General features: G+C 61.7%; 23 protein-coding genes. 10 read left to right on the top strand and 13 right to left on the bottom strand.

Annotated elements, in window-relative coordinates:
- The first annotated feature begins 63 nt into the window (after positions 1-63).
- Positions 64-1,809 carry a methyl-accepting chemotaxis protein gene (locus tag RF819_RS05165; RefSeq protein ID WP_078363984.1) on the top strand — a complete coding sequence of 582 codons (1,746 nt, stop codon included), beginning with the start codon at positions 64-66 and terminating at the stop codon, positions 1,807-1,809.
- Between the two features lie 21 nt (positions 1,810-1,830).
- Here the strand turns inward: RF819_RS05165 and RF819_RS05160 are convergent, their stop codons facing one another.
- The 3 genes from RF819_RS05160 to RF819_RS05150 form a co-directional block, all read right to left on the bottom strand.
- Entirely contained in the window at positions 1,831-3,153 is a 1,323-nt protein-coding gene (locus RF819_RS05160; protein ID WP_078363983.1) for a dihydrolipoamide acetyltransferase family protein, read from the bottom strand.
- A 3-nt stretch (positions 3,154-3,156) separates the two neighbouring features.
- Positions 3,157-4,161 carry an alpha-ketoacid dehydrogenase subunit beta gene (locus RF819_RS05155; RefSeq protein ID WP_200224561.1) on the bottom strand — a complete coding sequence of 335 codons (1,005 nt, stop codon included), beginning with the start codon at positions 4,159-4,161 and terminating at the stop codon, positions 3,157-3,159.
- Positions 4,162-4,247: 86 nt separating this feature from the next.
- Positions 4,248-5,489, bottom strand: a complete 1,242-nt coding sequence (locus tag RF819_RS05150; RefSeq protein ID WP_078363982.1) for a 3-methyl-2-oxobutanoate dehydrogenase (2-methylpropanoyl-transferring) subunit alpha — start codon at positions 5,487-5,489, stop codon at positions 4,248-4,250.
- Between the two features lie 250 nt (positions 5,490-5,739).
- Here RF819_RS05150 and RF819_RS05145 point away from each other — a divergent pair, with 250 nt between their 5' ends.
- The 3 genes from RF819_RS05145 to RF819_RS05135 all read left to right on the top strand — a co-directional run bounded on the left by RF819_RS05145 (position 5,740) and on the right by RF819_RS05135 (position 7,983).
- Entirely contained in the window at positions 5,740-6,624 is an 885-nt protein-coding gene (locus RF819_RS05145) for a dienelactone hydrolase family protein (protein ID WP_200224558.1), read from the top strand.
- A gap of 184 nt (positions 6,625-6,808) precedes the next feature.
- Positions 6,809-7,156 (top strand): PadR family transcriptional regulator, encoded by a 348-nt coding sequence (locus RF819_RS05140; protein WP_143541611.1) that lies wholly within the window; start codon positions 6,809-6,811, stop codon positions 7,154-7,156.
- Positions 7,153-7,983, top strand: coding sequence for a DUF1700 domain-containing protein (locus RF819_RS05135; RefSeq protein ID WP_158081235.1), 831 nt, complete (start codon positions 7,153-7,155; stop codon positions 7,981-7,983). The genes RF819_RS05140 and RF819_RS05135 overlap by 4 nt, the downstream gene beginning before the upstream one ends.
- 139 nt (positions 7,984-8,122) lie before the next feature.
- Here RF819_RS05135 and RF819_RS22020 read toward each other — a convergent pair whose 3' ends face one another.
- A complete protein-coding gene (locus RF819_RS22020) occupies positions 8,123-8,581 on the bottom strand; it encodes a high-potential iron-sulfur protein (protein WP_425319139.1) in 459 nt (152 codons plus the stop codon).
- A 175-nt stretch (positions 8,582-8,756) separates the two neighbouring features.
- Between RF819_RS22020 and RF819_RS05125 the strand changes: the two genes are divergently transcribed.
- Entirely contained in the window at positions 8,757-9,833 is a 1,077-nt protein-coding gene (locus tag RF819_RS05125) for a hypothetical protein (protein ID WP_078363979.1), read from the top strand.
- Positions 9,834-9,919: 86 nt separating this feature from the next.
- Here RF819_RS05125 and RF819_RS05120 read toward each other — a convergent pair whose 3' ends face one another.
- Positions 9,920-10,867: a LysR family transcriptional regulator gene (locus tag RF819_RS05120; RefSeq protein WP_078363978.1), complete on the bottom strand. Its 948-nt coding sequence runs from the start codon at positions 10,865-10,867 to the stop codon at positions 9,920-9,922.
- A gap of 92 nt (positions 10,868-10,959) precedes the next feature.
- Here RF819_RS05120 and lysA point away from each other — a divergent pair, with 92 nt between their 5' ends.
- Complete coding sequence (lysA, locus tag RF819_RS05115; RefSeq protein ID WP_078363977.1) at positions 10,960-12,210, top strand: diaminopimelate decarboxylase; 1,251 nt, start codon at positions 10,960-10,962, stop codon at positions 12,208-12,210.
- Between the two features lie 178 nt (positions 12,211-12,388).
- Here the strand turns inward: lysA and RF819_RS05110 are convergent, their stop codons facing one another.
- From RF819_RS05110 to RF819_RS05080, 7 genes are all read right to left on the bottom strand, one after another.
- A complete protein-coding gene (locus RF819_RS05110; RefSeq protein ID WP_078363976.1) occupies positions 12,389-13,342 on the bottom strand; it encodes an MrcB family domain-containing protein in 954 nt (317 codons plus the stop codon).
- Positions 13,343-13,489: 147 nt separating this feature from the next.
- Positions 13,490-14,074: a YqiA/YcfP family alpha/beta fold hydrolase gene (locus RF819_RS05105; protein ID WP_078366779.1), complete on the bottom strand. Its 585-nt coding sequence runs from the start codon at positions 14,072-14,074 to the stop codon at positions 13,490-13,492.
- A 14-nt stretch (positions 14,075-14,088) separates the two neighbouring features.
- Entirely contained in the window at positions 14,089-14,946 is an 858-nt protein-coding gene (locus RF819_RS05100) for a sulfurtransferase (RefSeq protein ID WP_078363975.1), read from the bottom strand.
- A gap of 57 nt (positions 14,947-15,003) precedes the next feature.
- Complete coding sequence (locus tag RF819_RS05095) at positions 15,004-15,891, bottom strand: DMT family transporter (protein ID WP_078363974.1); 888 nt, start codon at positions 15,889-15,891, stop codon at positions 15,004-15,006.
- Positions 15,892-15,960: 69 nt separating this feature from the next.
- Entirely contained in the window at positions 15,961-17,094 is a 1,134-nt protein-coding gene (locus tag RF819_RS05090) for an aromatic ring-hydroxylating oxygenase subunit alpha (RefSeq protein ID WP_078363973.1), read from the bottom strand.
- Positions 17,095-17,220: 126 nt separating this feature from the next.
- Positions 17,221-18,939 carry a diguanylate cyclase domain-containing protein gene (locus tag RF819_RS05085; protein ID WP_078363972.1) on the bottom strand — a complete coding sequence of 573 codons (1,719 nt, stop codon included), beginning with the start codon at positions 18,937-18,939 and terminating at the stop codon, positions 17,221-17,223.
- Entirely contained in the window at positions 18,936-19,991 is a 1,056-nt protein-coding gene (locus RF819_RS05080) for an extracellular solute-binding protein (RefSeq protein ID WP_244899871.1), read from the bottom strand. Before RF819_RS05080 ends, RF819_RS05085 begins: the two co-directional genes overlap by 4 nt.
- Positions 19,992-20,124: 133 nt before the next feature.
- Between RF819_RS05080 and xseB the strand changes: the two genes are divergently transcribed.
- The 4 genes from xseB (at position 20,125) to RF819_RS05060 (ending at position 24,542) form a co-directional block, all read left to right on the top strand.
- Positions 20,125-20,367 carry an exodeoxyribonuclease VII small subunit gene (xseB, locus tag RF819_RS05075; RefSeq protein ID WP_078363971.1) on the top strand — a complete coding sequence of 81 codons (243 nt, stop codon included), beginning with the start codon at positions 20,125-20,127 and terminating at the stop codon, positions 20,365-20,367.
- On the top strand, positions 20,364-21,368 hold the full coding sequence (locus RF819_RS05070; protein ID WP_078363970.1) for a polyprenyl synthetase family protein: 1,005 nt from the start codon (positions 20,364-20,366) through the stop codon (positions 21,366-21,368). The genes xseB and RF819_RS05070 overlap by 4 nt, the downstream gene beginning before the upstream one ends.
- Positions 21,369-21,448: 80 nt before the next feature.
- Positions 21,449-23,320 carry a 1-deoxy-D-xylulose-5-phosphate synthase gene (dxs, locus tag RF819_RS05065; RefSeq protein ID WP_078363969.1) on the top strand — a complete coding sequence of 624 codons (1,872 nt, stop codon included), beginning with the start codon at positions 21,449-21,451 and terminating at the stop codon, positions 23,318-23,320.
- A gap of 139 nt (positions 23,321-23,459) precedes the next feature.
- Positions 23,460-24,542 carry a TRAP transporter substrate-binding protein gene (locus tag RF819_RS05060; protein ID WP_078363968.1) on the top strand — a complete coding sequence of 361 codons (1,083 nt, stop codon included), beginning with the start codon at positions 23,460-23,462 and terminating at the stop codon, positions 24,540-24,542.
- A gap of 99 nt (positions 24,543-24,641) precedes the next feature.
- Here RF819_RS05060 and RF819_RS05055 read toward each other — a convergent pair whose 3' ends face one another.
- A complete protein-coding gene (locus tag RF819_RS05055) occupies positions 24,642-26,432 on the bottom strand; it encodes a TRAP transporter large permease (RefSeq protein ID WP_078363967.1) in 1,791 nt (596 codons plus the stop codon).
- Positions 26,433-26,439 lie beyond the last annotated feature (7 nt).

Here is a 26,439-nt window from a genome sequence, read left to right as displayed (position 1 = left end):
GATTGAAGAAAGGCATTGACTGCCTTATTCTTTTTTGAACGTACTTTGACACTGGGGAACAATATGGGTGCCTTTTTGAACAATATGCCGGTGGGCAAACGCCTTGCAGCGGCTTTTGCGCTGGTGTTGGCGCTGTCGGTGGTCATCATCCTTCTCAGTTTGTCGCGCCTCAATGCGGTGGCTGAGGCCACCCAGCAAATGGTGGCCAACCCGGTCAAGACCGAACGCATTGTGGGCGACTGGTACCGCAACATCCACACCGGCATTCGCCGAACCTCGGCCATTGCCCACAGCAGCGACCCGAGCATGGCGGAGTTTTTTGCCGAAGACCAGGCCCAGTCCAGCAAGACGTCCACGGAGTACCAAAAAAAGCTGGAAAGCTTGATGGATACTGACAAGGAAAAGGCGCTTTATGCAGCGATTGGAGTGCAACGCAAGGCCTATATCGAGGTGCGGGACAAGGTGGTCAATCTTAAAAAAGAGGGCCAGGCCGAAGAGTCCAAACAGCTGTTGTTGGAAAAATTTGTCCCGGCCGGCAAAGCTTACCAAGACCGGATGGAGGAGATGCTGGCTTTGCAGCGCCAGGAGATTGATGATCTGGGCCAATCGATTCAGGACAACTACATCGCCAGTCGTAACCTGATGGTGGCTCTGGAGGTGGTCAGTGTGCTGCTCAGCATCAGCGTGGTCTGGTTGTTGTCGGGCAGCATCACGCGGCCTTTGTCCCAAGCCAACACCATTGCTCGCCAGGTGGCTGGTGGTGACCTCACCACCCGCATTGACACCCAGCGCAGTGATGAACTGGGGCAATTGCTGGGCAGCTTGCGTGACATGCAGTCCAGCCTGGTGAAGGTGGTCACCAATGTGCGCCAGGGTTCAGAGTCAGTGGCCACTGCCAGCTCCGAGATCGCCCAGGGTAACCAAGACCTCTCCAGTCGCACCGAATCCCAAGCCAGTGCGCTGCAGGAAACCGCTGCCTCCATGGAAGAACTCTCCTCCACCGTCAAGCAAAACGCTGACAACGCCCGCCAGGCCAACCAGCTGGCCATGAGCGCCAGCAGCGTGGCGGTGCACGGAGGTCAAGTCGTGACCCAGGTGGTCGACACCATGAAAGGCATCGTTGATTCCAGCCGCAAGATCAGCGACATCATCAGTGTGATCGACGGCATCGCCTTCCAGACCAACATCCTGGCCCTGAACGCGGCGGTGGAAGCGGCCCGTGCCGGTGAACAAGGGCGCGGTTTTGCGGTGGTGGCCAGCGAAGTGCGATCCCTGGCCGGACGCAGTGCCGAAGCCGCCAAAGAAATCAAAACCCTGATCAACAACAGCGTGGAGCGCGTTGAACAAGGCACGGCGCTGGTGGACCAGGCCGGTACCACCATGACCGAGGTGGTCAACTCGATCAAACGGGTGACCGACATCATGGGTGAGATCAGCGCCGCCAGCACCGAACAGAGCCAGGGTGTCAGCCAAGTCGGTGAAGCCGTGACACAAATGGACCAGGCCACGCAGCAGAATGCGGCGCTGGTGGAAGAGATGGCCGCAGCCGCGAGCAGCCTGCGCTCACAAGCCCAAGACCTGGTGCAGGTGGTGGCGGTGTTCAAACTGGGCGCCGATGACCACGGTGTATTGTCGGCACCCGCGCGGGTGCGCGCCAGCAGCCCCAGCCCGACACCACTCAACGGGCCTGAGCGACGCGAGGCGGGCGTCTCAAAAGGGGCCGCCGCCAGGGCGCCTGTGCCAGCCAAGACCGTCGCCCCGAAGGCAACTAGTACCAGTGGTGGTGAAGGCGACTGGGAAAGTTTCTGACCCAGCGCCCCTGGCCTGCTGTTAATCGACAAACAGCGTCGCCGGACACTCCAGATAGCTGCGCACCCGCTGGATGAAGCGGGCAGCGGTGTGGCCGTCCACCACCCGGTGGTCGAACGAGCTTGACAGGTTCATCATCTTGCGCGCCACCACGGCGCCGCCCAGGATCACCGGACGCTCCACAATGCGGTTGGTGCCCACAATGGCCACCTCGGGGTGGTTGATGATCGGTGTGCTGGCGATGCCACCCAGCGCGCCCAGGCTGGTGAGTGTCAGGGTTGAACCGGTCAACTCCTCACGTGTGGCCTGACCGCTGCGGGCCGCCTGCGCCAGGCGGCTGATCTCCCTGGCGCAGGCCCACAGGTCCAGTGCCTCGGCGTGGCGGATCACCGGCACCATCAAGCCGCCTTCACTTTGTGTTGCCAGCCCCAGATGTAAGGCCGCGTGTTGGCTCAGTACACCGGCATCGTCGTCATACCGCGCGTTCACCTCGGGAAACTCACGCAGCGCCAGCACCAGGGCGCGCACCAACAAGGGCAGCAACGTCAGGTGGCCACGGGTGGCGGCGTGTTGTTGGTTGAGCTGTGCGCGCAGGTGCTCCAGCTCGGTCACGTCGATTTCCTCGATATAACTGAAATGCGGGATGCGGCGTTTGGCCTCTTGCATCTTTTGTGCGATCTTGCGCCGCAGGCCAATGACGGGGATGGTTTTGATGGCCTCTAGAGGCGTGTAGCCCTTATTCTGTATTGCTAGATCACTATCTTTTTTGGAGCGTGTGGCCGGTTGCTCCAGGTCTGCATGGGTGATACGCCCGGCGTCGTGGCTGGGCTTGATCTGCGCCAAGTCCAACCCCAGCTCAACCGCTCGGCGGCGCACGGCCGGGGCGGCCAGCGGGCGGGAGGCGGTGGGGCCGCCCTCACCCCGGCCCTCTCCCGGCGGGAGAGGGAGCAAATCAGCGGGGGTAGTGGGGGTAGTGGGGGCGGCGGTGTTACTCCCTCTCCCCATGGGAGAGGGTTGGGGTGAGGGCGCTGCTGTGCCCGGATTTTGGGTGGTGCTACTTGCTTCACTAGCTATAGCTACCTGCCCTTGATCCACCTGGGCTACAGCCGTTTTGATATGAATAATGGGTGTTCCCACCGCGACCACCTGGCCCACCTCGGCGTCAAGCGAGATGACGGTGCCATGCACATGCGAAGGGATTTCCACCGTGGCTTTGTCGGTCATCACATCGGCCAGGATCTGGTCCTCGGTCACCGCGTCACCCACGGCCACGCGCCAGGCCACCAGCTCCACCTCGGCAATCCCTTCACCGATGTCGGGCATCTTGATGTTGTGGATCGTCATGGTTCAAGCCTCCATCACACGGTGGAAGGCCGCCGCCAGACGCGCCGGGCCGGGAAAGTAAGCCCACTCCTGTGCATGAGGGTAGGGCGTGTCCCAGCCGGTGACACGTTCAATAGGCGCCTCCAGGTGGTAGAAACAATGCTCCTGGATCAGTGCTGAGAGTTCCGCGCCCAGCCCGTTGGTGCGGGTGGCTTCGTGCACGATGACACAGCGCCCGGTTTTTTTGACCGATGCCACCAAGGTGTCTAGGTCCAGCGGCCACAGGCTGCGCAGATCGATGATTTCGGCGTCCACACCACTTTCACGCGCCGCTGCCTCTGCTACATAGACCATAGTGCCATAAGCAATCACTGTGAGGGCTAAACCCGGTTTATACACAGAAGCGCTGTCCAGCGGCACGGTGTAATAGCCGTCGGGCACCTGGCCCAGCGGGTGTTTGCTCCAGGGCACCACGGGTTGGTCGTGGTGGCCGTCAAACGGGCCGTTGTACAGGCGTTTGGGCTCCAGAAAAATCACAGGGTCGTCGTTTTCTATCGCCGCAATCAGCAGGCCTTTGGCGTCATACGGATTCGACGGCATCACCGTGCGCAGGCCGCAGACCTGGGTGAACATGGCCTCGGGGCTCTGGCTGTGGGTCTGGCCGCCATAGATGCCGCCACCGCAGGGCATACGGATGGTGATCGGGCAGCTGAAGTCCCCCGCCGAGCGGTAACGTAGCCGTGCCGCCTCCGACACAATCTGGTCAGTGGCCGGGTAGACGTAGTCGGCAAACTGGATTTCGACCACCGGGCGCAGGCCGTAGGCACCCATGCCCACAGCGGTGCCCACAATGCCACCTTCGGAAATCGGTGCGTCAAACACCCGCTGTTTGCCGTGTTTTTGTTGCAGGCCTTCGGTGCAGCGGAACACACCACCAAAGTAGCCGACATCCTGGCCGTAAACGACCACTTTCGGGTCACGCGTGAGCATCACGTCCATGGCCGAACGCAGCGCCTGGATCATGGTCATTTGGGAGATGCTGCCCTTGTCTGCAGTCGAGTTCGCGGCTTGTTGGCCGCTGTGTGCCGTCGCCATGGGGAGGGTGTTGTTGTCACTCATGTCGAGGCTACCAGTTCAGCGCGCTGACGGATCAGGTGGGCAGGCATGTCCTTGTAGACATCCTCAAACATGCTGGCCAGATCCAGCGCGTGGCTGTTGGCCAGGGTGCCGAATTGTTCGGCTTCTTTCTGCGCGGCCAGCACCTCGGCCTCCACCTCCTTTTGCATCAACTCGTGCTCGGCATCACTCCAGATACCCAGCTGGATCAGGTGTTGTTTCAGGCGGGCGATCGGGTCGCCCAGTGGAAAACGCGCTGCATCGTTGGCAGGGCGGTATTTGCTGGGGTCGTCGCTGGTGGAATGCGGTCCGGCGCGGTAGGTCACCCACTCGATCAGGGTCGGCCCGAGGTTGCTGCGGGCACGTTCCAGCGCCCAGCGTGAGGCCGCATAACAGGCCAGAAAATCGTTGCCATCCACCCGCAGCGAGGCAATGCCACAACCCGCGCCGCGTGCCGCAAAGGTCGTGCCTTCACCACCCGCAATCGCCTGAAAGGTCGAGATCGCCCACTGGTTGTTGACCACATTGATGATCACCGGTGCATGGTAGACATGGGCAAAAGTCAGCGCGGTGTGGAAGTCGGCCTCGGCCGTGGCACCGTCACCAATCCAGGCGCTGGCCACCTTGTCGTCACCCTGGATGGCGCTGGCCATGGCCCAGCCCACCGCCTGGATCACCTGGGTGGCGAGGTTGCCCGAGATCGAGAAAAAGCCCTGTTTTTTGCTCGAATACATCACCGGCAGCTGGCGCCCTTTCATCGGGTCGCGGCTGTTGCTGTAGAGCTGGCAGATCATCTCGACCATGTTGTTGTCCTCGCGCGCCAGCAGCAGGCCCTGCTGGCGGTAGGTCGGGAAACACATGTCACCCGCGCCCAGCGCCAGCGCGTGGGCGCAGGCTATGGCTTCTTCACCCAGGCACTGCATGTAAAACGACATCTTTTTCTGCCGCTGGGCGATCAGCATGCGGGCATCAAAAGCGCGTGTGAGCAACATGGCGCGCAGGCCACGTTTGAGCAGCGCCGCGTCCATTTGCGGTGCCCAGGGGCCCACGGCTTGGCCTGTGTCGTCGAGCACCCGGATCAGCGCAAACGCCAGGTCATTGGTCTGTGCGGCGGCCACGTCGACGGGTGGACGGCGTTTGGCACCGGCTTTGGATAAGGGGAGGTAAGAGAAGTCCGTGTCACGGCCGGGGCGCCCGGTGGGCTCTGGCACGTGCAGGTGTAGCGGCTGGCGCTGGGGCATGTTGCTTGTCTCCTTGCAGGTTTTTGTCCTGCTTCAGAATGAATCAACCGGCGCAGCACCAGGCGGATAGCCCATGTTTTGCCGGACCATGCAGCCAGTAGCGCGGGGTCTCCGTCGGTCTGGCTGGCGGACCTGAGCATAGCGGATTTCGCCAGAAATTACCCCACACACCGGTGGGTTGACCCGTGCCGCTAAGCTGCCTTCTTTTCACAAGGAGACCACCGTGCTCAACCAGGACCAGACCCAGGACATGTCATCCCTGCTGCCAGGCCAGACCACCGAGGCCGGTGCCAACCGCCGCACCGCGCTTAAAGTTGCGCTCGGTGTGGGCTACGCCGCCGCGGCCATGCCGATCATGGCGCAGACCGCAATCAAGACCCCGGCTGACGGCCTGCGCACAGGTGAAAGTGTCTACGACATGCAGGGCTTCACCGTGCCCTTTTATTACGCCGCGCCCGAGGGCAAAACGAATCTGCCGGTGGTGCTGGTGGTGCACGAGATTTTTGGGGTGCACGAGTACATTGCCGACACCTGCCGCCGTTTTGCCAAGGCCGGGTATTTGGCGATTGCGCCTGATCTGTTCGCCCGTCAGGGGGATGCCAGCAGCTACACCCAGATGCCCAAACTGATGGCCGAGGTGGTCTCCAAAGTGCCTGACGCTCAGGTCATGGCCGACCTGGACGGTGCGGTGGCCTGGGCCGGTGCCAATGGGGGCAACACCAAAAAAGTGGGTATCACCGGCTTTTGCTGGGGAGGGCGCATCACCTGGCTGTACGCTGAGCAAAGCAAGAACGTGAAGGCCGGTGTGGCCTGGTATGGTCGCCTGGTCGGCACCGCCTCAGACCTCACACCCAAACACCCGCTGGACCTGGCAGCGGGTTTAAAAGCACCGGTGCTGGGTTTGTATGGCGGACAGGATGGCGGCATCCCGCTCACCACCATCAACCAGATGAAAGACGCGCTGTCCGACGCCGGCGCCCGTGGCAACCCCGCGGCCAAAGCCAGCGAGTTTGTGGTCTACAAAGACGCACCACACGCCTTTCACGCTGACTACCGTCCCAGCTACCGCAAGGACGAGGCGGCTGACGGTTTTGCCCGTGCGCTGGCTTGGTTCAAGGCACATGGCGTGGCCTGAGGCTGTTCACAGACCGGGGGGCGCTGGCGCCTCAACAAATCAGGGAGGCTTGGGCCTCCCTTTTTCATGGTGGTAAAAAATGTCTGCGACTACCTTGTAATGCACAGTAGATGTGTTTGTGATTCAGCTACCTTGCATTGCATAGTACACAAAACACCTTGTTACTCCCATCCAGACCATGAACATGGCATTAAAAACCCAGCTGCGCAAAGGCGCCATCGAGATGTGTGTGCTGGCCATCCTCCAACGGGCGGACAGCTACACCTATGAGCTGGTGCAGCAGCTCAGCGCCCACATGGCCATCAGCGAAGGCACGGTGTACCCCCTGATGCGCCGCTTGCAGGACGAAGGCTGGGTGCAAACCTACCTGCAAGAGTCAGCAACTGGCCCGGCGCGCAAGTATTACCGGCTCAGCGCCAGTGGCGTCGAAGCCTTGGCCATGATGAGCCAGGAATGGCAAGAGTTTGTTGCCGAAATCAACAGCGTGTTACAGCCGCGCCCCACCAACCCCACCCAGAAAGGTGCTCTATGAACCGCGAAACCTTCCTCCAAGCCTTGTCCGACGCGCTCTCAACCCTCAGCGCCACCGAGCGCGACGAGATCCTGCAAGACTACGCCAGCTACTTTGCCGACGCTATGGCCGACGGCCAGAGTGAGACCGATGTGGCTACCAAACTCGGTGACCCGGTCAAGCTGGCGCGTGAGCTGATTGCGCAGCGGCGCCTGGGTGCCTGGGAGTCGCGCCGCTCCCCCAAAAACCTGTGGGCGCTGTGCGCCGCCACCGCCGCGCTGGGCTTCATGAACCTGGCGCTGGCTGTGCCCTTTCTCTTCTATTTGGCGGTGTTGACGGTGCTGTCTGTCCTTGGCGGCAGCCTGGCGTTGGCGGGTGTGGTGTTGTTGGTGGTGGCCACCAGCCAGGGCCTGTTTGGCTGGCCACCTGCCAACCAGTTTGTCCTCAACACCAGTGGCATCGGCCCGGTGGTGATCGATGCCAGTGTCAACCGCCACATACCCGGCATTCACATTCAGGGTGCGGGTGCCGATGAACATGTGCGTGTGGAACATGGCGCCGACGGCGGGGTGACGATCCAGGCCAGCGAGGGCGACAAAACCTTCAGCCTGGAGAAAGGCGCCGATGGTTCGATCAAAAAGCTCGACATCCGCGACGGTGACCAGCAGGTCGAGTTGTCCCACCTGGGCCATTCAGGCCCCAAGACACACGCGGTGGTGGGGCTGGTGTTGTTGACCCTGGGTGGTCTGCTGCTGTGGTTGTGCCGCAGTTGGTTTGGCAAGTCGCTGCGCTGGCTGCGCAGCCACCTGGGTCAGCAGTTGCAGCACATCCAGAGTCTGGCGGCCTGAGGCCGCTGCAGCAGGTGAGGGTGCTTCAGCAGGCACCCGTCTGTAACCACCAGCGTCTTTGTCCAGACGCTGGTTTGCTGCTTAAAAAATAGCTTCTAGCCCTTGATTCATAAGGGCTAGAGCCTGATTTTTTATCAAACTAAGCCTTCTTGGCCCAGGCGCTGCACCAGCCTTTGGCGGCCACATGTTTGCCGGGGAACAGCGGACAGCCGCCCTCGGTGTCACTGGCCTGGCCCTGGAACAAGGCGCAGTTGGCGCAGTGGCTACCCGCCACAAAGTTTTTGTACTTGGCCTTGTCGGCCTGGGCCGCATCACTGACATAACCCAGGGCCAGGGCTTGTGGGTCTTTGGCATCCACCAGGGGCATCTTGGCCGAGGTGGCGGGTGCTGCAGGTGCTGCGGCCGGTGCTGGTTCTGCCATGGGTGCAGCGGCGGGGGCTGGCGCCGGGGCGGGTTCTGGTGCGGGCGGTGGTGGGGCCACCGGTGCAGGTGCGGGCTCGGGGGTGGGGGCCGGTTTGTCCGAGCAGGCTGCGATCAGGGTGAAACCTGCCAGCGAGAAATATTGGACGAAATGGCGGCGGTTGGCGGTTTTTTGCATGCTGGGCTCCTCAGATTGGAAAACCATGCCGGTTTGGCAAAGGGCAGCATACTGCCAAGTGTGGTCAAAAGTGTGTGCGTTTGTTCACACAGGCACCCACGTCAGCGGTTGGGGTGTTGAAAAATAAAGTGAAAAAAGAGGGTGAATTCCAGTTCATTTCTGCCGATGAGCGTTTATGAAGATCACCGAATCCGCCGTCGCCCTGCAAAGCCAGCACAGCAACCTGTCCTGGCGCAGCACGCAGACCCGCTTGCGCGCCTGGGTTGGCCAAGCGCCTTCGCCGCGCTCACTTGAGCGTGACGTGCAGCACACCCCGGCTGTGCGTGTGACGCTCTCTGACGGCGCGCGTCAGAAGCTGTTGCAACAAGCGCAAGCCCAGGCTGTCCCAGCGGGTGAGGCGGTATCCGACGGCGACATTCAGTCGCTGGCGTCGCGCCTGCGGGTACTGATGGACATGGTCAAAGCCATCACCGGGCGCGAGGTCACGGTGTTTGACGCGCGTGATCTGCAAGCCCAAACCAGCACCCAGGTGTCACCACCGCCCGCAGCAGCCAGCAGCTCCCAGGCGGCAACGGCACCGCAAGCAGCCGGCTGGGGCCTGGAGATGGATGCCAGTGAACACATCGTCGAGGCCGAATCCACCCAGGTCAGCGCCCAGGGTGTGGTCAAAACAGCTGATGGCCAGACGATCCAGTTCAGCCTGCAACTGGCCATGAGCCGCAGTTTTGTGCAAGACAGCCGCCTGTCGATTCGCGCGGGTGACGCGGTGCGCCAGGATCCGCTGGTGATCAACTTCGACGGCACTGGTGCCCAGTTAACCGACGCGCAGTTTGCCTTTGACCTCAATGCCGATGGCCAGACCGAAAACATCGCGTTTGTGGCGGGTGGCAGTGGCTTCCTGGTGCTGGACAAAAACAAAGACGGCCAAGTGAACAACGGCACCGAGCTGTTTGGCCCGAGCAGCGGCGACGGGTTTGCCGACCTGGCCCAGTACGATCTGGACGGCAACTCGTGGATCGACGAGAACGACGCGGTGTACAGCCAGTTACAAGTCTGGCAAAAAAACGCCGAGGGTCAGGACAGTTTGACCAGCCTGGCGCAAAACGGTGTCGGCGCCTTGTACCTGGGCCGGGTGGCCAGCCCGTTCTTCGTCAACACGGCCAGCAACCAGACCCTGGGCCAGGTGCGCAGCACCGGGGTGTTTTTGTACGAATCGGGCGCGGTGGGCACGCTGCAGCAGGTGGATTTGTAACCGCAGGCTTTGAGGTCTGCTCAGGCCTTTGGCCTGCTGTTCAGCATCTTTTTGGCCTCCAGCCCTTATTTATCAAGGGTCAACAGCTATTTATTCTGAAGTGTCAGTGTTCGCTGCATCTCTTCAGCCGTTGTTTCCATGGCCGTGACCAACGCATCCCGCAAGGGGTGCGGCGCCGCCAGCTCGGGCAGCAGCAGACTCACCTGAAAGGCGATGGCCACACTGAGCGGCCGTACCAGCAGCTCCGGGCCAGCCAGTGCCAATGCGGTCAGCGGGTTGACGATGGCCACCCCCAGCCCTTGGCGCACCATCGCACACACAGCGGCGGCGCTGCTGGTCTCCAGCACCATCGTGCGGCTCACACCGGCCTGGGCAAACATGTGATCAATCGCTTGGCGGTAACTGTCACCCACGGCCAGGCTGACAAAACGCTGCCCCTCAAAGTGTTGGGGTGTCAGCACCTCAAACCGGGCCAGCGCATGGCCACGCGGCAACACCACCACCTCGTTCACCTGCAACAGTGGCTTCAGCGTCACGCCAGTGGGTGCCTGCTGGGTTTCACTCAGGCCCAGATCGAACCGCTGCTCACTCATGGCCTGCTCCAGCCAGGGTGACTCTTCCGGAAAGATGCTCACCGCCGCCTGCGGCAGCGCTTGGGTAAACGCCACCAGCGCACTCGGCACAAAGGCCTGGGCCAGTGCGGGCAGGCAGGCCAGGCGCAGTCGCCCGGTGGACAGGGTGCGCAATTCCTGGGCACGTGCTGCAATCTGATCCAGCCCGACAAACGAGCGCTCTACCTCCTGCATCAGCGCCAGCGCGCGCACAGTGGGGCGCAAGCGGCCCCGCACCCGGTCAAACAGATCAAACCCCAGCAGGTACTCCAGCCGCGCCAGCTCGCGGCTCAAGGTTGGTTGGCTGGAGGTGGTCACCTCAGCGGCGCGGCTCAGGTTGCCGTGTTGCATGATGGCGCGAAAAATTGCCAGCTGGCGGTGGGTCAAGGCCGGGGCGGCCGTGCTGGGTGACTGGGTGTTCATGCCCGCATGGTAGTCAAAACCATATCCATTGTGAATGGCTCTGCAAAATAATAGGCATTGTTAGCATAGACAAAGCCGGGCATCATGCCCCCATGAACCCATTTACCCCCGACACCCTGGCCAGTTTGGCCCGCACCCACGGCACACCGCTGTGGGTCTATGACGCAGCCACCATCGAACGCCAAGTGGCCGCACTGCGCTCCTTTGACGTGATCCGCTTCGCCCAAAAGGCCAACTCCAACACCCACATCCTGCGCCTCATGAAGCGCTGTGGTGTGGCTGTGGACTCGGTCTCGCTCGGCGAGATCGAGCGTGCCCTGGCCGCAGGTTTTAAACCCGGTGAATACAACGGCCATGCCGAGATCGTCTTCACCGCCGACCTGCTGGACCGCACCACGCTGGCCCGCGTGGCCGAACTCGGTGTGCCGGTGAATTGCGGCTCGATCGACATGCTGGACCAACTCGGCAGTGTCAGCCCCGGCCACCCGGTGTGGTTGCGCATCAACCCCGGTTTTGGCCATGGCCACAGTAACAAAACCAACACCGGCGGTGAACACAGCAAACACGGCATCTGGCACGGTGATTTGCCGCAAGCGCTGGCGCGTGTGTCAGCCAATGGCCTGAAACTGGTCGGCTTGCACATGCACATTGGCTCGGGCGTGGATTACAGCCATTTGCAGGAGGTGTGTGGTGCGATGGTGGCGCTGGTGCGCACCGTCAAGGCGCAGGGTCTTGACTTGCAAGCGATTTCGTCTGGCGGCGGCTTGTCGATCCCGTACCAGGCCGGTGAGCCGCAGATCGACACCGCGCACTACTTCAGCCTGTGGGATGCCGCCCGCCAAGAGATTGCCACCCTGCTGGGCCACCCGGTGGCGCTAGAGATTGAGCCGGGCCGTTACCTGGTGGCCGAATCCGGTGTGCTGGTGGCAGAGGTACGTGCTGTCAAAGACCAGGGCAGCGCCCGTTTTGTGCTGGTCGACGCGGGTTTCAGCGACCTGATGCGCCCGGCCATGTATGGCAGTTATCACGGCATGGAACTGATCCGCGCCGACGGTACGGCCGCTACCGGTCCGGTGCTTGACACCGTGCTTGGCGGCCCGCTGTGTGAGTCGGGTGACGTGTTCACGCAAGGTGAGGGTGGTGTAGTGCTGACCCGCGCGCTGCCGCAGGCGCAGGTGGGTGACCTGCTGGTGATCCACGACACCGGCGCGTATGGTGCGTCGATGTCCTCCAACTACAACACCCGGCCGCTGATTCCCGAGGTGCTGGTCGAGAACGGTGTGCCCAGGCTGATTCGGCGTAAACAGACAGTGGCGGAGTTGTTGGCGTTGGAGGTGGTTTAGGCTTTTGTTGAAGCCCTTCGTGGATGTGGTCCGGGGCGCGGGCTGGCCGAAAGCCGAGGCCTCATGACGCTTCGCTTTTTAAAATCGGCCTCAACTTCCGCCCAGCCCACGCCCCTGCGTTGAAAGACACTGTACAGGTAGTGTTTGGTGCGCTTGTAGTGCGTCCGACTACGATGGGTTAGCCGTCATCTTTGAGGAGATACTTCGCGCGGAACTCTTCAACGCTGTGAACGAATGAAGTGCGGTGGATCATCCGATGACAGTTTGAGCAAAGGACCGTGAAGTCGGTCTTTGGATCGAGCATCAATTTCTGTCCTTTGAGTTCCGATAGTGGCGTAAGGTGATGTGCTTCGATGAACTCTCGGCCAATGCTGCCGTACTTTGACGCGAAATCAAAACCGCACGCTTTGCATGTGTAGCCTTGTGCCAACTTGGCGCGGTGCGCTAACTTGCGGTTCCTTTCCACTCGCTTGTGCTCGCGAAGTTTCCGAAGATCTTCCTCCTCTAGTGCGGTCTCATCGTCTTCGGCGTCAGCTCGCTCGTAGAGTTGCGGCTCGCGAGAGACAAGGATGTAGTACAGCTCGACGAACCGTCTAAAGTCCGCTTCAAGAGTTGAGTCCGGCGGGAGCGCATCACGTTGGTAGTAGATCGAGCAAATGTTGCCCGCTTCATAGTAAGCACTGAGATTTGCAGCTCCACTCGCTGCAAGATCAAGACCGCCAGTGAAAAATCCGGAAGCATGGGGGCCAAGTCGCGCTACGAAGTCTGTCGCACGGACGCGAAGTGCAGACTTGGCCTCAGAACCATACTGCTTTCGAGCGCTTGTTATTCCCTGGTTCAATGACAGGTAAACGCCGGCAAAGTCTTCGCGCACAAGATAGACAAGGTAGTAGCCGTCTTGTGCGCTTTCAGTGATGAATCTGTCATATACCGCTGCCCAAGGGGCGCGTGCCCAGTTTCCTTGCCCCGGACTCCCATGAACAATGTATCGAGGGTTCGCACCGATGATCTGGTGAAGGACCTCGGGCAAATCCTTTCGGATGAACTCTGCGACGGAGTCGCCCGCGAATGTGCGGGTGATCGCCTTGGGGTACTCCTCGAGGAAGAGGCTGAGTGCAGCTTGGAGACTCATGACGTCAACGCGGCTATCGGTGCAGTTGTTTGAGCAAATAGACTGCTTGCCATTCTGACAGCGCGTGCATGGCCTGGATATCCCCCAAACAGGGGAAACAGTGACAGATTGCAAACACTCTGGGGCATCAAGCACCCAGCCCCCAGCTCAAACCAGGTTGAGAAAATCCAGCGCCTCATCCAAATGCTGGTCAAAGTCACTCAGCGCGTGGTCGCCGCCGGGTAGCAGTTTGATGGTGGCGCCGGGGTAGTGGGCCAGCATTTCGCGCCAGTCCAGCACCTCGTCGCCTTTGGCAATCACCGCAAAGTAGCGCTCGGGTTGGCTGATGTGGGGGATTTCCTGGGCGACGAGTTCGTTCACGTGCGACTGGTCAAACGTGAAGTGTTGCTCGGGGTCGTGCCACAGGCTGTGTTCACCAATTTGTGCGGCCAGGTCGCGCGCGGGTTGGATGGCGGGGTTGAGTAACACCGCTTTGCAGCCCAGTCGCTCGGCCAGCCAGGTGGCATAAAAGCCGCCGAGCGATGAGCCCATGACGGCCATCGAGTCCTTCGGCCAGTTGGTGATGGCTTGCAACACCTGGTCCATCGCCTGTTGGGGGGAGGGCGGCAGCGCCGGGCACAGCCAAGTCACGTCGGGGTGGCGGCGGGCCACGGCGTCGGCGGTCATGCGCGCCTTGGTCGACGACGGGGAGGAACGAAAGCCGTGTAAATACAGCAGGTGGGTGGTGGGCATGGTGGCGGGTGGGTTCAACCCTGGGCCATGGGGCGGCTTGGGTCGCTGCACCAGTCGCTCCAGCTGCCAGCGTACAAAGCGGCGCGGCCCAGGCCGGCGACTTCCATGGCGATGATGTTGGGCACGGCGCTGACACCGCTGCCGCAATGGTGCACCACAGTGGCCGGGTCGCGGCCGGCCAGCAGGGCCTCAAACTCGGTGCGCAACTCGGCGGCGGGCTTGAAGAAACCCTTGGCGTCCAAGTTGTTGGGGAACGGGCGGTTCAATGCGCCGGGAATATGGCCGGCCACGGGGTCCAGCGGCTCAACCTCGCCGCGAAAGCGCGGTGCGCCCCGCGCGTCGATCACGGTCTGGCTCGGTTTGCCGAGTTGTTTAACTATCGAATCTGCAGCTACCAGCCCAGCCTTTTCGGGGGCTAGCGGGTAATTGGATGCTTGAGGTGTGGGGCCGGGGCCAGCCTCTACCGGAGCACCGGCGGCGGTCCAGGCGGGCAGGCCGCCGTCGAGCACCGCCACCGCTTCGTGGCCCAGCCACTTGAGCATCCACCACAGGCGGCCCGCGTAGTTGACGCCTTGGCGGTCATACACCACCACCTGTCGTTCGGGTGTCAGGCCCATGCTGCCCAGCCAGGTGGCGAAGGTCGCGCGTGAGGGCAGCGGGTGGCGGCCACCGCTGGCGGCGTCGGGGGCGCCTTTGGCGCTCAAATGCCGGTCCAGGTCGGCACGTAATGCGCCGGGGATGTGGCTCTCCAGGTACTGCGCGTCGCCCGCGGTGGGTTGCATCAGCTCGAAGCTGCAATCAAAAACAAGAGGTGGCTGGCTGCTGGCCAGCAGGGCTTGCAGTTGTGCAACGGAGATCAGGGTGGTGTACATCGGGTGGTTCCTGCGTGGTGTCTTCAGACGGGCATTTTAGGAAGCCGGGACACGCCTTCAGTGTTCGTCGGCGGGGGCGTTGGGCAGTGCGCGGGTCCGCAGCACGGTGGCCGTGACGCCGCTGACCAGGATCATCGCGATACCTGCCCAGCCCACGGCGGTGATTTGTTCACCAAACAGCAGCAGGCCGTATCCGCCCGAAAACACAATGCCCAGGTAGGCCAGGTTGGCCACCAGCAGGGTCGAGCCACGGCTGTAGGCGCGGGTCATGGTCCATTGGCCCAGCGTGGCCAGCACCCCAATCGGCAGCAGCCAGGCCAGCGCCTGCCAGCGCACGCTGCTCCAGGGTGTGAAGCCCGTCCACAAGGAGCCTGCCAAGCCCACCAGCAGGGTGCCGATCGAGAAATAAAACACCACCCGGCCTTCGGGCTCGCCAATACGGCCCAGCGAGGCCACTTGCAACAAAGCCATGGCCGCACCCAGGCCAGAGAGCAGGCCAATCAGCCCGGCAAACAGCTGGTTTTCTGCCAGCGAGGGTTGCAGCAGCAGAATCACCCCGGTAAAACTGACCAGCACCGTGGCCATCAGCATGCCCTGGTTGCCTGGTTTGCCGTACAAGACCGCGCCACCAATCACAAAAGCGGCCATCCAGACACCACTCATGTAGTTAAGCGTCATTGCAGTGGCCAGGGGCAGGTGGGCGATGGCGTAAAACCAGCAGACCATCGAAAACACCCCGATCATCGAGCGCCAGGCGTGCATGAACGGGTACTTGGTGGCAATCGACACACCGCGCGAGCGCAGCACCATCGCCATGAACACCACACTGATCACACCCCGGTAGAACACCAGCTCAAAGGCGTTGAAGTCCGCACCGGCCATCTTGACCCCGACGGCCATGGTGGCAAATAAAAAGGCCGCCAGGACCATCCACAGGGCTTGCATGGTTGTATCAGTAAAAAGTGCCTCTGGCCCTTATATAACAAGGGCTAGCTGCTATCAAAGTTATGGGAATCACAAGGCCATCTGGCGGCGGTACCACGCGTGAAAGTGTTGCATGCCGTCTTCCATCGGGCTCTGGTAGGGGCCGACCTCGTTGTCGCCGCGCATCAGCAGCGCCTTGCGGCCAGCGTCCATGCGTTCACCGATCTCGTCGTCCTCGATGCAGGTTTCCATGTAGGCGGCCTGCTGGGCTTCGACAAATTCGCGCTCAAACGCCTGGATGTCCTCGGGGTAATAAAACTCGACCATGTTGAGGGTCTTGTCCGGCCCCATTGGGTGCAGGGTCGAGACGGTGAGCACATGCGGGTACCACTCGACCATGATGTGTGGGTAGTAGGTGAGCCAGATTGCGCCGCGTTCGGGGGCTTGGCCGCCACGGTAGGCCAACAGCGCCTCTTTCCAGCGTTTGTAGACAGCCGAGCCCGGCCGGTCAAACGCGCTGGACACCCCCACGGTCTGCACCGAGTAGTGTTCCTTGAATTCCCAGCGCAGGTCGTCACAGGTGACAAAACTGCCCAGACCCGGGTGGAACGGGCCCACGTGGTAGTCCTCCAGATAGACCTCGATGAAGGTCTTCCAGTTGTAGTTGCAGGTGTGCAATTCCACCTTGTCGAGCACAAAACCCGAGAAGTCGAGTTGTGCGCGGGTGTCCATGTCGGCCAGGTCAGCCGTCACATCACGCGCGCCGGGGCCTGCCTCGAACAGCAGGCCGTTCCACTCCTGCAGCGGGTAGTTGGTGAGGTTCAGGCACGGGTCCTGGGCAAAGTGGGGCGCACCAATCAGCGTGCCGGCGGGTTGGCTGCCGCTGGCCGAGTAGGTCCAGCGGTGGATCGGGCAGACCACGTTGTTGGCCGAGCCGTCGGCGTTGAGCGAGCCCCGGCCCTTGAGCATGACCGCCTGGCGGTGGCGGCAGACGTTGGAGACCAGCTCGATGCCCTTGTCGGTGTGGATCAGCGCGCGGCCTTCGTTTTCCTGCGGCAGGGCGTAGTAGTCGCCCACGTTGGGCACACTGGAGGCGTGGCCCACGTAACGTGGTCCCCGCTGGAAAAGGGTTTGTAGTTCGCGCTGGTAGAGCGCGTTTTCAAAATAAGCTGAAACTGGTAGTTGGCCGGTGGCCTGCTGCAGTTGAAGACTTAAATCAGACATGGGTGACCTGACCTAAAGACTCCCCACAGGGAGATGCACAAGCAAAGTGCAGAGTGAAAAAAACCAGCCGAAGCTGGCGCGAAAGCGGCCCGATTGTAGCTGGGGTGCTTGAAACACCTGGGTTGGTCAGCCTTCTGGCGCAAAACCGAAGTTGTTGCGGCTGGCGGTTTTGACGCGGTACATCGCGTTGTCGGCGCTGTTGAGCAGGGCGTCGGCGGTGTCGCCGTTTTGCGGGTACAGGCTGATGCCCATGCTGAGCTGGATCTGGCACAGGTGGCCGTTGAAGAACCAGGGCTCGCGCATGCTGTCGATCAGTTTTTGTGCCACCAGCGCCAGCTGCTCTGCTTGCACCTGGTTGTCGAGCAGCACCACAAATTCATCACCGCCGAGGCGCGCCACGGTGTCGGTCTCGCGGGTGTGCTCCAGCAGGCGCTGGGCCACCCATTGCAGGGCCGCGTCCCCGGCCTCATGGCCCCACTGGTCGTTGATGGCCTTGAAGTGGTCCATGTCAATGAACATCACCGCGAGCTGGGTCTGGGTACGTTTGGCACGTGCCAGTGCGTTGTCGAGCCGCTCGATGAACAGGCGCCGGTTGGGCAGGCCGGTGAGGGGGTCGTGGCGCGCCAGGTGTTCGAGCTCCTGGCGATTGGCCTGCAACTCGGTGAACTGCTGGTGGATTTGTTGTTGCATCTGCTCAAAACTGCGCGCCAGCTGGCCAATTTCATCCTGGCGTGTGAGTGGCAGGCCCAGGATCGGGTGCCCGATGGAAAAACGCGCCACGGCGTTGCTCATGGTGTTGAGTGGTCGGGTGACCCAGCGCGCCAGCAGCAGGGCCAGCGCAAAACCGACCAGCCCCAGCACGCTGGCAATCTGCAGGATGGTCAGGCCCAGCGCGTGGGAGCGCTGCAGCACGTTGCTGCGCGGTTGCGCCAGGCCAAGAAATCCGGCGGCGTCCGGGTTATCGGACCTGGCCCGGTTGGCGGTGAAGGTGGCGATCACCGGCTCCGTGGCATGTTCGCCGCTGTCGGCTTCGAACACCAGTTGGTCGACCCGGCGCGCCACCAGGTCGCGGGTGGCCGGGAACTCGTCTTGCAGCAAGACCCGACGTCCGGTATCAAAACCAAAGGTGCGGGTGTTGTCGGGATGGATCAGGAAGTCGCCATCCCGGTTGGCCAGATACAGCTGGAACTCAGCGGGTAAATCGGCAGCGAGCCGGGAAAATGCCCCCTTGAGGTCGATGTTGATCACGATCACCCCGAGTGTCTGGCCCCGTGCATTGACCACCGGTGAGGCCAGCAGCACGGTGGGCTGGCCCAGCCCGGCATGGGCGCCGCGTTCGTGGTTGATCACGGTGCGCGACTGGTAGGTGCTGCCCGCAGGCATCTGCAGGGTGTCGGACACATAGGGGTAGTGGCCTTTTTCCTGCAGGTCGTCGCCTTCAATACGCAGCAGCTGCTGGCCGTCGCGGTCCACACGCACACGCTCCAGTCCCGAGTCGCTGGCCGAAATCAGCCGGATCTGGAAGTAGCCGGGGTTGGCGGCCATGATCAGCTCGAACAGGGTGGCCAGCTGGTCGGCCTGGGTCGCCTGCTGGGGCGACGGGTTCTGCAGCAGCGCCAGGCTGGCCGGGTGTCTGCTCAGCATATGCAGGTCACGGGAAGCGTCCAGATGGACGTCCCGAATGCGTCGTCCCACCACCTGGGTGGCGGTCATCAGCTCGTCCTTGGTGGCTTGCACCAGCAGGTCTCGCGCCACCTGGAAGGCATACAGGCCGGTCATGCCCGCCATCAGCAGGCTGACCAAGGCCAACACGCTGCCCAGCCGGGTCGCCAGCCCCCATTTCATTGGCCAAGCACCCTGGCGGCGCGGTCACCCGAATAAATACGTTCCCACAACTGCTGGCGCCGCTCGCTGTTTTCCACCGGCTCCAGCCAGACCAGGCGGTCCTGAGGCTGCAGGTGGGCCGGTTCTGACACGGTATTGGCCAGGCCTTGGCGCATTTCCAGGGCCTGGCTCGGGGCCGGCTCCAGCAGGTAGTTGATCCAGGCATGTGCCAGCGCCGATTTCTGGGTCGGGCGCAGGATGGCCCAGGTGTCGAGCCAGGCCAGCGCGCCTTCTTTGGGGATGGCGTAGCCCACGTCGGCACCGGCACGCCTGAGCAATTGCAGCTGTTGTGAGCCGTAGTTGGCCAGCATCAGGGCGGCCTTTTTGTCGCGGAACAGCTCCACCGATTCGTCGGGCTGGGTGTAGAAGCCCAGCACATTGCGGCGCAGGGCGATCAGCTGGTTGACCGTGGTGGTCCATTGTTTGCCCGCCAGCTCGAAGGGTTTGTGGTTGCCCAGTGACTGGGCCGCCAGGGTGAAGTTGTGGCTGCTGCTGTTGTACACCAGCACCTTGCCCTGATAACGCGGGTCCCACAAGGCGGTCAACGAGCTGGGCGGGGTCTTGAACTGCTGGCGGTCATAAATCAGGCCCATCTCGGCGTAGGTGTAGGGCACACCAAACACCTGGCCTTGGCGCACCAGCCCCTTGATGTTTTCCAACTCGCGAAACCGTGGCAACTGGTGACGGGTGTTGGGAATCCTGGCGAGGCTGATGGGGGAGACCAGTCCGGCATGGATGTAGCGCTGCAGCTCGGCGGTGTTGACGGCAAACACGTCAAAGTCCCTCCCCTGGTTTTGCTGCACCCGCTGCCACAGGGCTTCGTCCGAGTCGATGAAGGTTACATTGACCTTGTGCCCGGTGCGGGCTTCAAAGGCTTTGACCAGGTCGGCGTCGGCATAACCGGGCCAACTCAACACCCGCAAGATGTCGGCACAGCCGAGCGTGGGCAGCACCAGGGCCAGCAGCAGGCCCAGCCGACGCCACAGTAGCGGGGGTGTTTTGAAGCAATTCACAGAGACGTTTTTAATAATTTGATTTGCATCAACGTTTTGCCAAGACCTGATGATCCTACCTGCTTTTGGTGTCAGCTTGGGTGAACCTGCCAGCGCCTAAAATGCGCCACTTTGCACTTAGGAATATTCGCCGATGGCTACAGCTTCCAAACACGGCCCTGCGGCGCCTGCCAGCTATGAAGCTGCTTTGCAGGAGCTTGAGCAACTGGTCGCCAGGCTGGAGTCGGGCGACATGCCGCTGGAGCAGCTGCTGACCCAGTACCAGCGTGGCGCCGAGCTGCTGACCTTCTGCCGTGATCGGCTGGAGGCGGTGCAAGCCCAGGTCAAGGTGCTGGACCAAGGTGTGTTGACAACCTGGACTTCTGACGAACAATGAGCTCCTCTGCCGCTTTTCCCCTGGACCTGGCTGACTGGATCAGCCACCAACTCGCTGCCGTCGAACAGGCGCTGGACCAATGGGTGTCCGTGGACGCCTCGGCCCATCTGGAGCACCAGGCGCCGGTTGAACTGATGGCCGCCATGCGTTATGCGGTGCTTGATGGTGGCAAACGCCTGCGCCCGCTGCTGGTGATGGCGGCGTTTGAGGCGGTGCAGTCAGGTCTGTTGTCCCAGGTGGTTAACGCCAGTGAAGAAGCGGTCACCGTGCCTGGTGCCTTGGAGCAGGCAACGGGCCCGTACCAGGCCGCGCTGCGCTCGGCCTGTGCGGTGGAACTGATCCACGCCTATTCCCTGGTGCACGACGACATGCCGTGTATGGACAACGATGTGCTGCGCCGTGGCAAACCCACGGTCCACGTCCAGTTTGGTCAGGCCAGCGCCTTGCTGGCGGGGGATGCCTTGCAGGCACTGGCGTTTGAGCTGCTGACGCCCGATGACGCCAGCCTGCCCGCCGCCCAACAGGCCCAGCTGTGCCGTCTGCTGGCACGCGCTGCGGGTTGCACCGGCATGGCAGGTGGCCAGGCGATTGATCTGGCCAGTGTCGGTTTGCGCCTCACCGAGAGCCAGTTGCAGGAGATGCACCGCCTGAAAACCGGCGCCCTGCTCAAGGCTAGCGTGATGATGGGGGCCGCCTGTGGCCACACCGGCGCGGCCACCTGGTGCGCCTTGCAGGAGTTTGGTGCCGCCATCGGTCTGGCGTTCCAGGTGGTGGACGATGTGCTGGACGTCACCGCCGACTCGGCCACCCTGGGCAAGACGGCCGGCAAGGACGCCAACAGCGACAAGCCGACCTATGTTTCCCTGATGGGCCTGGATGAAGCCAGAGCCTTTGCCCAGAACCTCAAGACGCAGGCACTGCAGGCGCTCCAGCGCAGCGGCCTGGCCGATGTGCGCGCTTTGCAGGGTCTGGCCGAGATGGTGGTGGACCGGACCTACTGAGCGCCTCAAATTTATATAAAAAGTGCCTCTAGCCCTTATGTAAAGAGCGTGATTAGCTATTTAAATCAGAGCATCTATTCATGAAAAACATGTACCCCCTGCTGCAGACCATTGACACGCCAGACGATTTGCGGCGGCTCAACCGCTCGCAGCTGGAGCCGCTGGCACACGAGTTGCGCGCTTTTCTGCTCGAGAGTGTGGCCAAAACAGGTGGGCACCTGAGCTCCAACCTGGGCACGGTGGAACTCACGGTGGCGCTGCACTATGTGCTCAACACACCGTATGACCGCATCGTCTGGGACGTGGGCCACCAGACCTACCCGCACAAGATCCTGACTGGCCGACGTGAGCGTATGCACAGCCTGCGCCAGCTCGGTGGCCTGAGTGGTTTCCCAAGGCGTGACGAGAGTGAATTCGACACCTTTGGCACGGCACACTCCAGCACCTCGATCTCGGCGGCGCTGGGCATGGCCCTGGCCAGCCGGCTCAAGGGGGAAGACCGCCACGCGATTGCGGTGATTGGTGACGGCGCCATGACCGCTGGCATGGCGTTTGAGGCGCTCAACAACGCCGGTGTGGCCGACTGCAACCTGCTGGTGATCCTCAACGACAACGACATGTCGATCAGCCCACCGGTTGGGGCGCTGAACCGCCATCTGGCCAAGCTGCTCAGCGGCCAGTTTTATGCGGCCGCCAAAAATGCCAGCAAAACCGTGCTCAAAGGTGCGCCGCCCCTGTGGGAGCTGGCCAAACGCTTTGAAGAGTCGGCCAAGGGCATGGTCAAACCGATCACGCTGTTTGAGAAGTTTGGTTTCAACTATGTCGGCCCGATCGACGGCCACGATGTGGACACGCTGGTGAGTGTGCTGGAGAACATCAAGCAGCTCAAAGGCCCGCAGTTTTTGCATGTGGTCACCAAAAAAGGCCAGGGTTACAAAATGGCCGAGGCCGACCCGGTGGCCTACCACGGGCCTGGCAAGTTTGACCCGGCGGTTGGCTTGGCCAAAGCCAGTGGCCAAGCCAAGATCACCTTCACCGAGGTGTTTGGCAATTGGTTGTGTGACATGGCGGCCACCGACAGCCGTTTGGTGGGCATCACCCCGGCCATGCGGGAAGGCTCGGGCATGGTCGAGTTTGAAAAGTTGTTCCCCAAGCGGTTCTTTGATGTGGGCATTGCCGAGCAACACGCGGTGACCTTTGCCGCAGGTCTGGCCTGTGAAGGCCTGAAGCCGGTGGTGGCGATCTATTCCACCTTCTTGCAGCGGGCCTACGACCAACTGGTGCATGACGTGGCCTTGCAGAACCTGCCGGTGGTGTTTGCGCTGGACCGCGCCGGGCTGGTGGGCGCCGACGGTGCCACCCACGCAGGTGCGTATGACATCCCGTTCATGCGCTGTATTCCCAACATGAGTGTGGCCTGCCCGTCGGACGAAAACGAATGCCGTCAGCTGCTCAGCACCGCTTATGCCCAGGAGGGGCCGGTGGCGGTGCGTTACCCGCGTGGTGTGGGGGCCGGTGTGGCCGTGTCTCGCGCCCTCGATACCCTGCCGTTGGGCAAGGGTGAAATCCGTCGCACGGGCAAAAAAGTGGCGCTGCTGGCTTTTGGCACGCTGTTACACCCGGCCTTGCAAGTGGCCGAGGTGCTGGACGCCACCGTGGTCAACATGCGTTGGGCCAAACCGCTGGACACCGAGCTGCTGCTGCAGATCGCTGCCGAGCACGAGGCCTTGGTGACGCTGGAAGATGGCTGCATCATGGGTGGCGCAGGCAGCGCGGTGCTCGAAGCGCTGGCGCAGGCCGGGCTGGCCAAACCGGTGTTGCAGCTGGGTTTGCCCGACCGCTTCATCGAACACGGTGACCCGGTCAAACTGATGGCCATGCTGGGCCTGGATGCGCAGGGCATCGAGGCCTCTGTGCGCGCACGTTTCTGCGCCATTTACCCCGCCAACTGAGGTGTTCAGACGACAAGGCACGGGAAAACCCGGGCCTTGTCGCTGGGGTCCGCTCCCTAGAATGACTGGTCAACTTGCCCTGCGCGTGCTGCGTTGGCAAGTCAAGTGTTACCCAGTTCACAACTAGAGGAGTTCATCGATGGATCGTCGTTCAATCATCAAAAACGCGGGTATCGCCGGTGTTTTGGCCGCAGGAGCCGCACCTGCTGTGCATGCGCAGGCCGCCGTGCGCTGGCGCCTGGCGTCCAGTTTCCCCAAATCACTGGACACGATTTATGGCGCAGCCGAAGTGATGTCCAAGGCGGTCAGGGCGATGTCGGGCGGCAAGTTCGAGATTTCCGTGCATGCCGGTGGTGAGTTGATGCCTCCCTTTGGTGTGGTGGACGGTGTGCAAAACGGCACGGTGGAGATGACCCACACCGTGCCTTATTATTTTTACGGCAAGAACCCGGCGTTTGCCCTGGGCTCGGCCATACCATTTGGTCTGAACGCGCGCCAGATGACGGCCTGGATGATGCACGGCAATGGCCGCAAGCTCATGAACGAGTTGTATGCCACCTACGGCATGGTCAGTTATGCCGGTGGCAACACCGGTGTGCAGATGGGTGGCTGGTACCGCAAGGAAATCAAGTCGCTTGCCGACTTCAAGGGCATGAAGATGCGCCTGGGTGGTGGGTTGGTGGGTGAGGTGATGCAAGGACTGGGCGCCGTACCACAAAGCATTCCGGGTGGTGAGATTTACCAGGCGTTGGAGAAAGGCACGATTGACGCGGCCGAATGGGTGGGCCCTTATGACGACCAGAAGCTCGGCTTCAACAAGGTGGCACCGTACTACTACTATCCCGGCTGGTGGGAAGGTGGCCCCGAAGTGGACTTTTATGCCAACCAGAAAGCGGTGGACAGCCTGTCGGCAGAAAACAAGGCCATCCTGGAAACCGCCTGTGCCATGGCCTCCACCGACATGTTGGCCAAATACGACGCCTTCAATCCGACCGCTTTGAAACAACTGGTGGCCGCGAAAACCAAGGTTCTGCCCTTCCCGCAGGACGTGCTGGAAGGCTCTTTCAAGGCGGCGATGACGGTGTTTGAGGCCAACAATGCCAAGAGCCCCGAGTGGAAGAAGATTTACGCCGACCTGCGCAATTTTCAGCGTGACCAGGTGTTGTGGTTCCGTTTTGCCGAAGCCAAGTTCGACTCGTTCATGGCCACCCGCAAGCTCTGACAAGGCGCTTTTCCCCAACAACAAAAAACCCGCTTGATGCGGGTTTTTTTATGGAGCAGACCTGTGCGCTGGGCAACAGGTCGCATGCGACAGCTCGGCTTATTGGTTGGCTTTCATGGACTCTTCCATGGCTTTCATGGGGTCGTCCGCAGCGGGGGCGCCCGGCGCCGGTTCGGGTTGGGGTTCGGTGCTCTCGGTCGGGTCCACGTCCGCATCCGGCACGGGAGCCTCTGGCTCGGCGTCCGGCATGTTGGCCATCATTTCGGCGGCCACCTTGTCCAGATCCACCGCCTCTTTTTTGTCCAGGCCACTCGAGACAATGCCCGGGAAAGCAATGATGAGCCCCACCATGATGATCTGGATGATCACAAACGGCACCGCGCCCCAATAGATCTGCATCGTGGTCACCGGCTGGATCAGCTTCTTGGTGAGCCGGTCAGTGTAAGCCTTGCCGGGGGCCACACTGCGCAGGTAGAACAGCGCAAAACCAAACGGTGGGTGCATGAACGAGGTCTGCATGTTGACCCCCAGCAGCACACCAAACCAGATCAGGTCAATACCCATCTTCTCTGCCACCGGCGCCAGCAAGGGCACCACAATGAACGCCAGCTCGAAGAAGTCCAGGAAAAACGCCAGGAAGAAGATCAGCACGTTCACCACAATCAAAAAGCCCAGCTGGCCACCTGGCACCGAGCTCAGCAGATGTTCCACCCACTTGGAGCCATCCACCCCCTGGAACACCAGGCTGAACACGGTCGAGCCGACCAGGATAAAGACGACAAAACTCGACAGCTTGGTGGTGGAGGTCAGCGCCTGCTTGAGCAGGGCCAAGCTCAGGCGTTTGCGGCTGGCGGCCATCAGCAGCGCGCCCATGGCGCCCATGGCACCACCTTCGGTGGGGGTGGCAACTCCTAAAAAGATAGTGCCAAGCACAAGAAAAATAAGGAGAAGCGGCGGGATCAACACAAAGGTGACGCGTTCGGCCATGCGTGACAGCAACCCGGCGCGGGTCACCTTGTTCAACACCGCTATCAAAAAGGCCAGCACCACACCGGCACACAAAGACACCACAATGGTTTCATCTTTGGCCACCATCAGCACCTCTTCACCTTTGAGGTAGCTCAGCACCTCGGCGTAGTGCTGCCCCAGGTAGATCGCCACACCGGCACTCAAGACCGTCAGAATGCCGAGCGAGGGCAGGCCACTGCTGCCGTTGTCCTCGCGGATGGTGCGCGCCTCGGGTGGCAAGGCTGGCACCCAGCTGGGGCGAAAAAAGGTGACCAGCACCACGTAGCCAAAATACATGCCTGTGAGCAAAAAGCCGGGCAAAAAAGCGCCCTTGTACATCTCACCCACACTGCGGCCCAGCTGGTCGGCCAGGATGATCAGCACCAGGGACGGCGGGATGATTTGTGCCAGCGTGCCCGAGGCGGCAATGACCCCGGTGGCGATGCGCCGGTCATAACCGTAACGCAGCATGATGGGTAGGGAAATCAGGCCCATCGAGATCACCGAGGCGGCCACAACACCGGTGGTGGCGGCCAGCAGCGCGCCGACAAAAATCACCGCAAAAGCCAGCCCGCCGCGCAGGGGGCCAAACAGCTGGCCGATGGTGTCGAGCAAGTCCTCGGCCATGCCACTGCGCTCCAGGATCAGGCCCATCAGCGTGAAAAACGGGATCGCCAGCAGCGTGTCGTTTTGCATGATGCCAAAAATGCGCAGCGGCAGCGCCTGCATCAGGGCTTCGGGCAGCAGCCCAAGCTCCACCCCGACAAAACCAAAAAACAGGCCACAGGCGCCCAGGCTGAACGCCACCGGAAAACCCAGCAGCAGGAAGACGATCAGCCCCATGAACATGATCGGGGCGATGTTGGTTGCAATGAATTCCATGAGAGTT

The sequence above is a fragment of the Rhodoferax fermentans genome (assembly GCF_002017865.1).
GTDB lineage: Bacteria > Pseudomonadota > Gammaproteobacteria > Burkholderiales > Burkholderiaceae_C > Rhodoferax > Rhodoferax fermentans.
This window is presented reverse-complemented; position numbering and strand designations above follow the sequence as displayed.

What these genes read in the sequence shown, in the direction of transcription:
- RF819_RS05165 (WP_078363984.1), top strand. Translation starts at nt 64, where the DNA reads ATGGGTGCCTTTTTGAACAATATGCCGGTGGGCAAACGCCTTGCAGCG.
- RF819_RS05160 (WP_078363983.1), bottom strand. Translation starts at nt 3,153, where the DNA reads ATGACGATCCACAACATCAAGATGCCCGACATCGGTGAAGGGATTGCC.
- RF819_RS05155 (WP_200224561.1), bottom strand. Translation starts at nt 4,161, where the DNA reads ATGACCATGATCCAGGCGCTGCGTTCGGCCATGGACGTGATGCTCACG.
- RF819_RS05150 (WP_078363982.1), bottom strand. Translation starts at nt 5,489, where the DNA reads ATGCCCCAGCGCCAGCCGCTACACCTGCACGTGCCAGAGCCCACCGGG.
- RF819_RS05145 (WP_200224558.1), top strand. Translation starts at nt 5,740, where the DNA reads ATGTCATCCCTGCTGCCAGGCCAGACCACCGAGGCCGGTGCCAACCGC.
- RF819_RS05140 (WP_143541611.1), top strand. Translation starts at nt 6,809, where the DNA reads ATGGCATTAAAAACCCAGCTGCGCAAAGGCGCCATCGAGATGTGTGTG.
- RF819_RS05135 (WP_158081235.1), top strand. Translation starts at nt 7,153, where the DNA reads ATGAACCGCGAAACCTTCCTCCAAGCCTTGTCCGACGCGCTCTCAACC.
- RF819_RS22020 (WP_425319139.1), bottom strand. Translation starts at nt 8,581, where the DNA reads ATGCAAAAAACCGCCAACCGCCGCCATTTCGTCCAATATTTCTCGCTG.
- RF819_RS05125 (WP_078363979.1), top strand. Translation starts at nt 8,757, where the DNA reads ATGAAGATCACCGAATCCGCCGTCGCCCTGCAAAGCCAGCACAGCAAC.
- RF819_RS05120 (WP_078363978.1), bottom strand. Translation starts at nt 10,867, where the DNA reads ATGAACACCCAGTCACCCAGCACGGCCGCCCCGGCCTTGACCCACCGC.
- lysA (WP_078363977.1), top strand. Translation starts at nt 10,960, where the DNA reads ATGAACCCATTTACCCCCGACACCCTGGCCAGTTTGGCCCGCACCCAC.
- RF819_RS05110 (WP_078363976.1), bottom strand. Translation starts at nt 13,342, where the DNA reads ATGAGTCTCCAAGCTGCACTCAGCCTCTTCCTCGAGGAGTACCCCAAG.
- RF819_RS05105 (WP_078366779.1), bottom strand. Translation starts at nt 14,074, where the DNA reads ATGCCCACCACCCACCTGCTGTATTTACACGGCTTTCGTTCCTCCCCG.
- RF819_RS05100 (WP_078363975.1), bottom strand. Translation starts at nt 14,946, where the DNA reads ATGTACACCACCCTGATCTCCGTTGCACAACTGCAAGCCCTGCTGGCC.
- RF819_RS05095 (WP_078363974.1), bottom strand. Translation starts at nt 15,891, where the DNA reads ATGCAAGCCCTGTGGATGGTCCTGGCGGCCTTTTTATTTGCCACCATG.
- RF819_RS05090 (WP_078363973.1), bottom strand. Translation starts at nt 17,094, where the DNA reads ATGTCTGATTTAAGTCTTCAACTGCAGCAGGCCACCGGCCAACTACCA.
- RF819_RS05085 (WP_078363972.1), bottom strand. Translation starts at nt 18,939, where the DNA reads ATGAAATGGGGGCTGGCGACCCGGCTGGGCAGCGTGTTGGCCTTGGTC.
- xseB (WP_078363971.1), top strand. Translation starts at nt 20,125, where the DNA reads ATGGCTACAGCTTCCAAACACGGCCCTGCGGCGCCTGCCAGCTATGAA.
- RF819_RS05070 (WP_078363970.1), top strand. Translation starts at nt 20,364, where the DNA reads ATGAGCTCCTCTGCCGCTTTTCCCCTGGACCTGGCTGACTGGATCAGC.
- dxs (WP_078363969.1), top strand. Translation starts at nt 21,449, where the DNA reads ATGAAAAACATGTACCCCCTGCTGCAGACCATTGACACGCCAGACGAT.
- RF819_RS05060 (WP_078363968.1), top strand. Translation starts at nt 23,460, where the DNA reads ATGGATCGTCGTTCAATCATCAAAAACGCGGGTATCGCCGGTGTTTTG.
- RF819_RS05055 (WP_078363967.1), bottom strand. Translation starts at nt 26,432, where the DNA reads ATGGAATTCATTGCAACCAACATCGCCCCGATCATGTTCATGGGGCTG.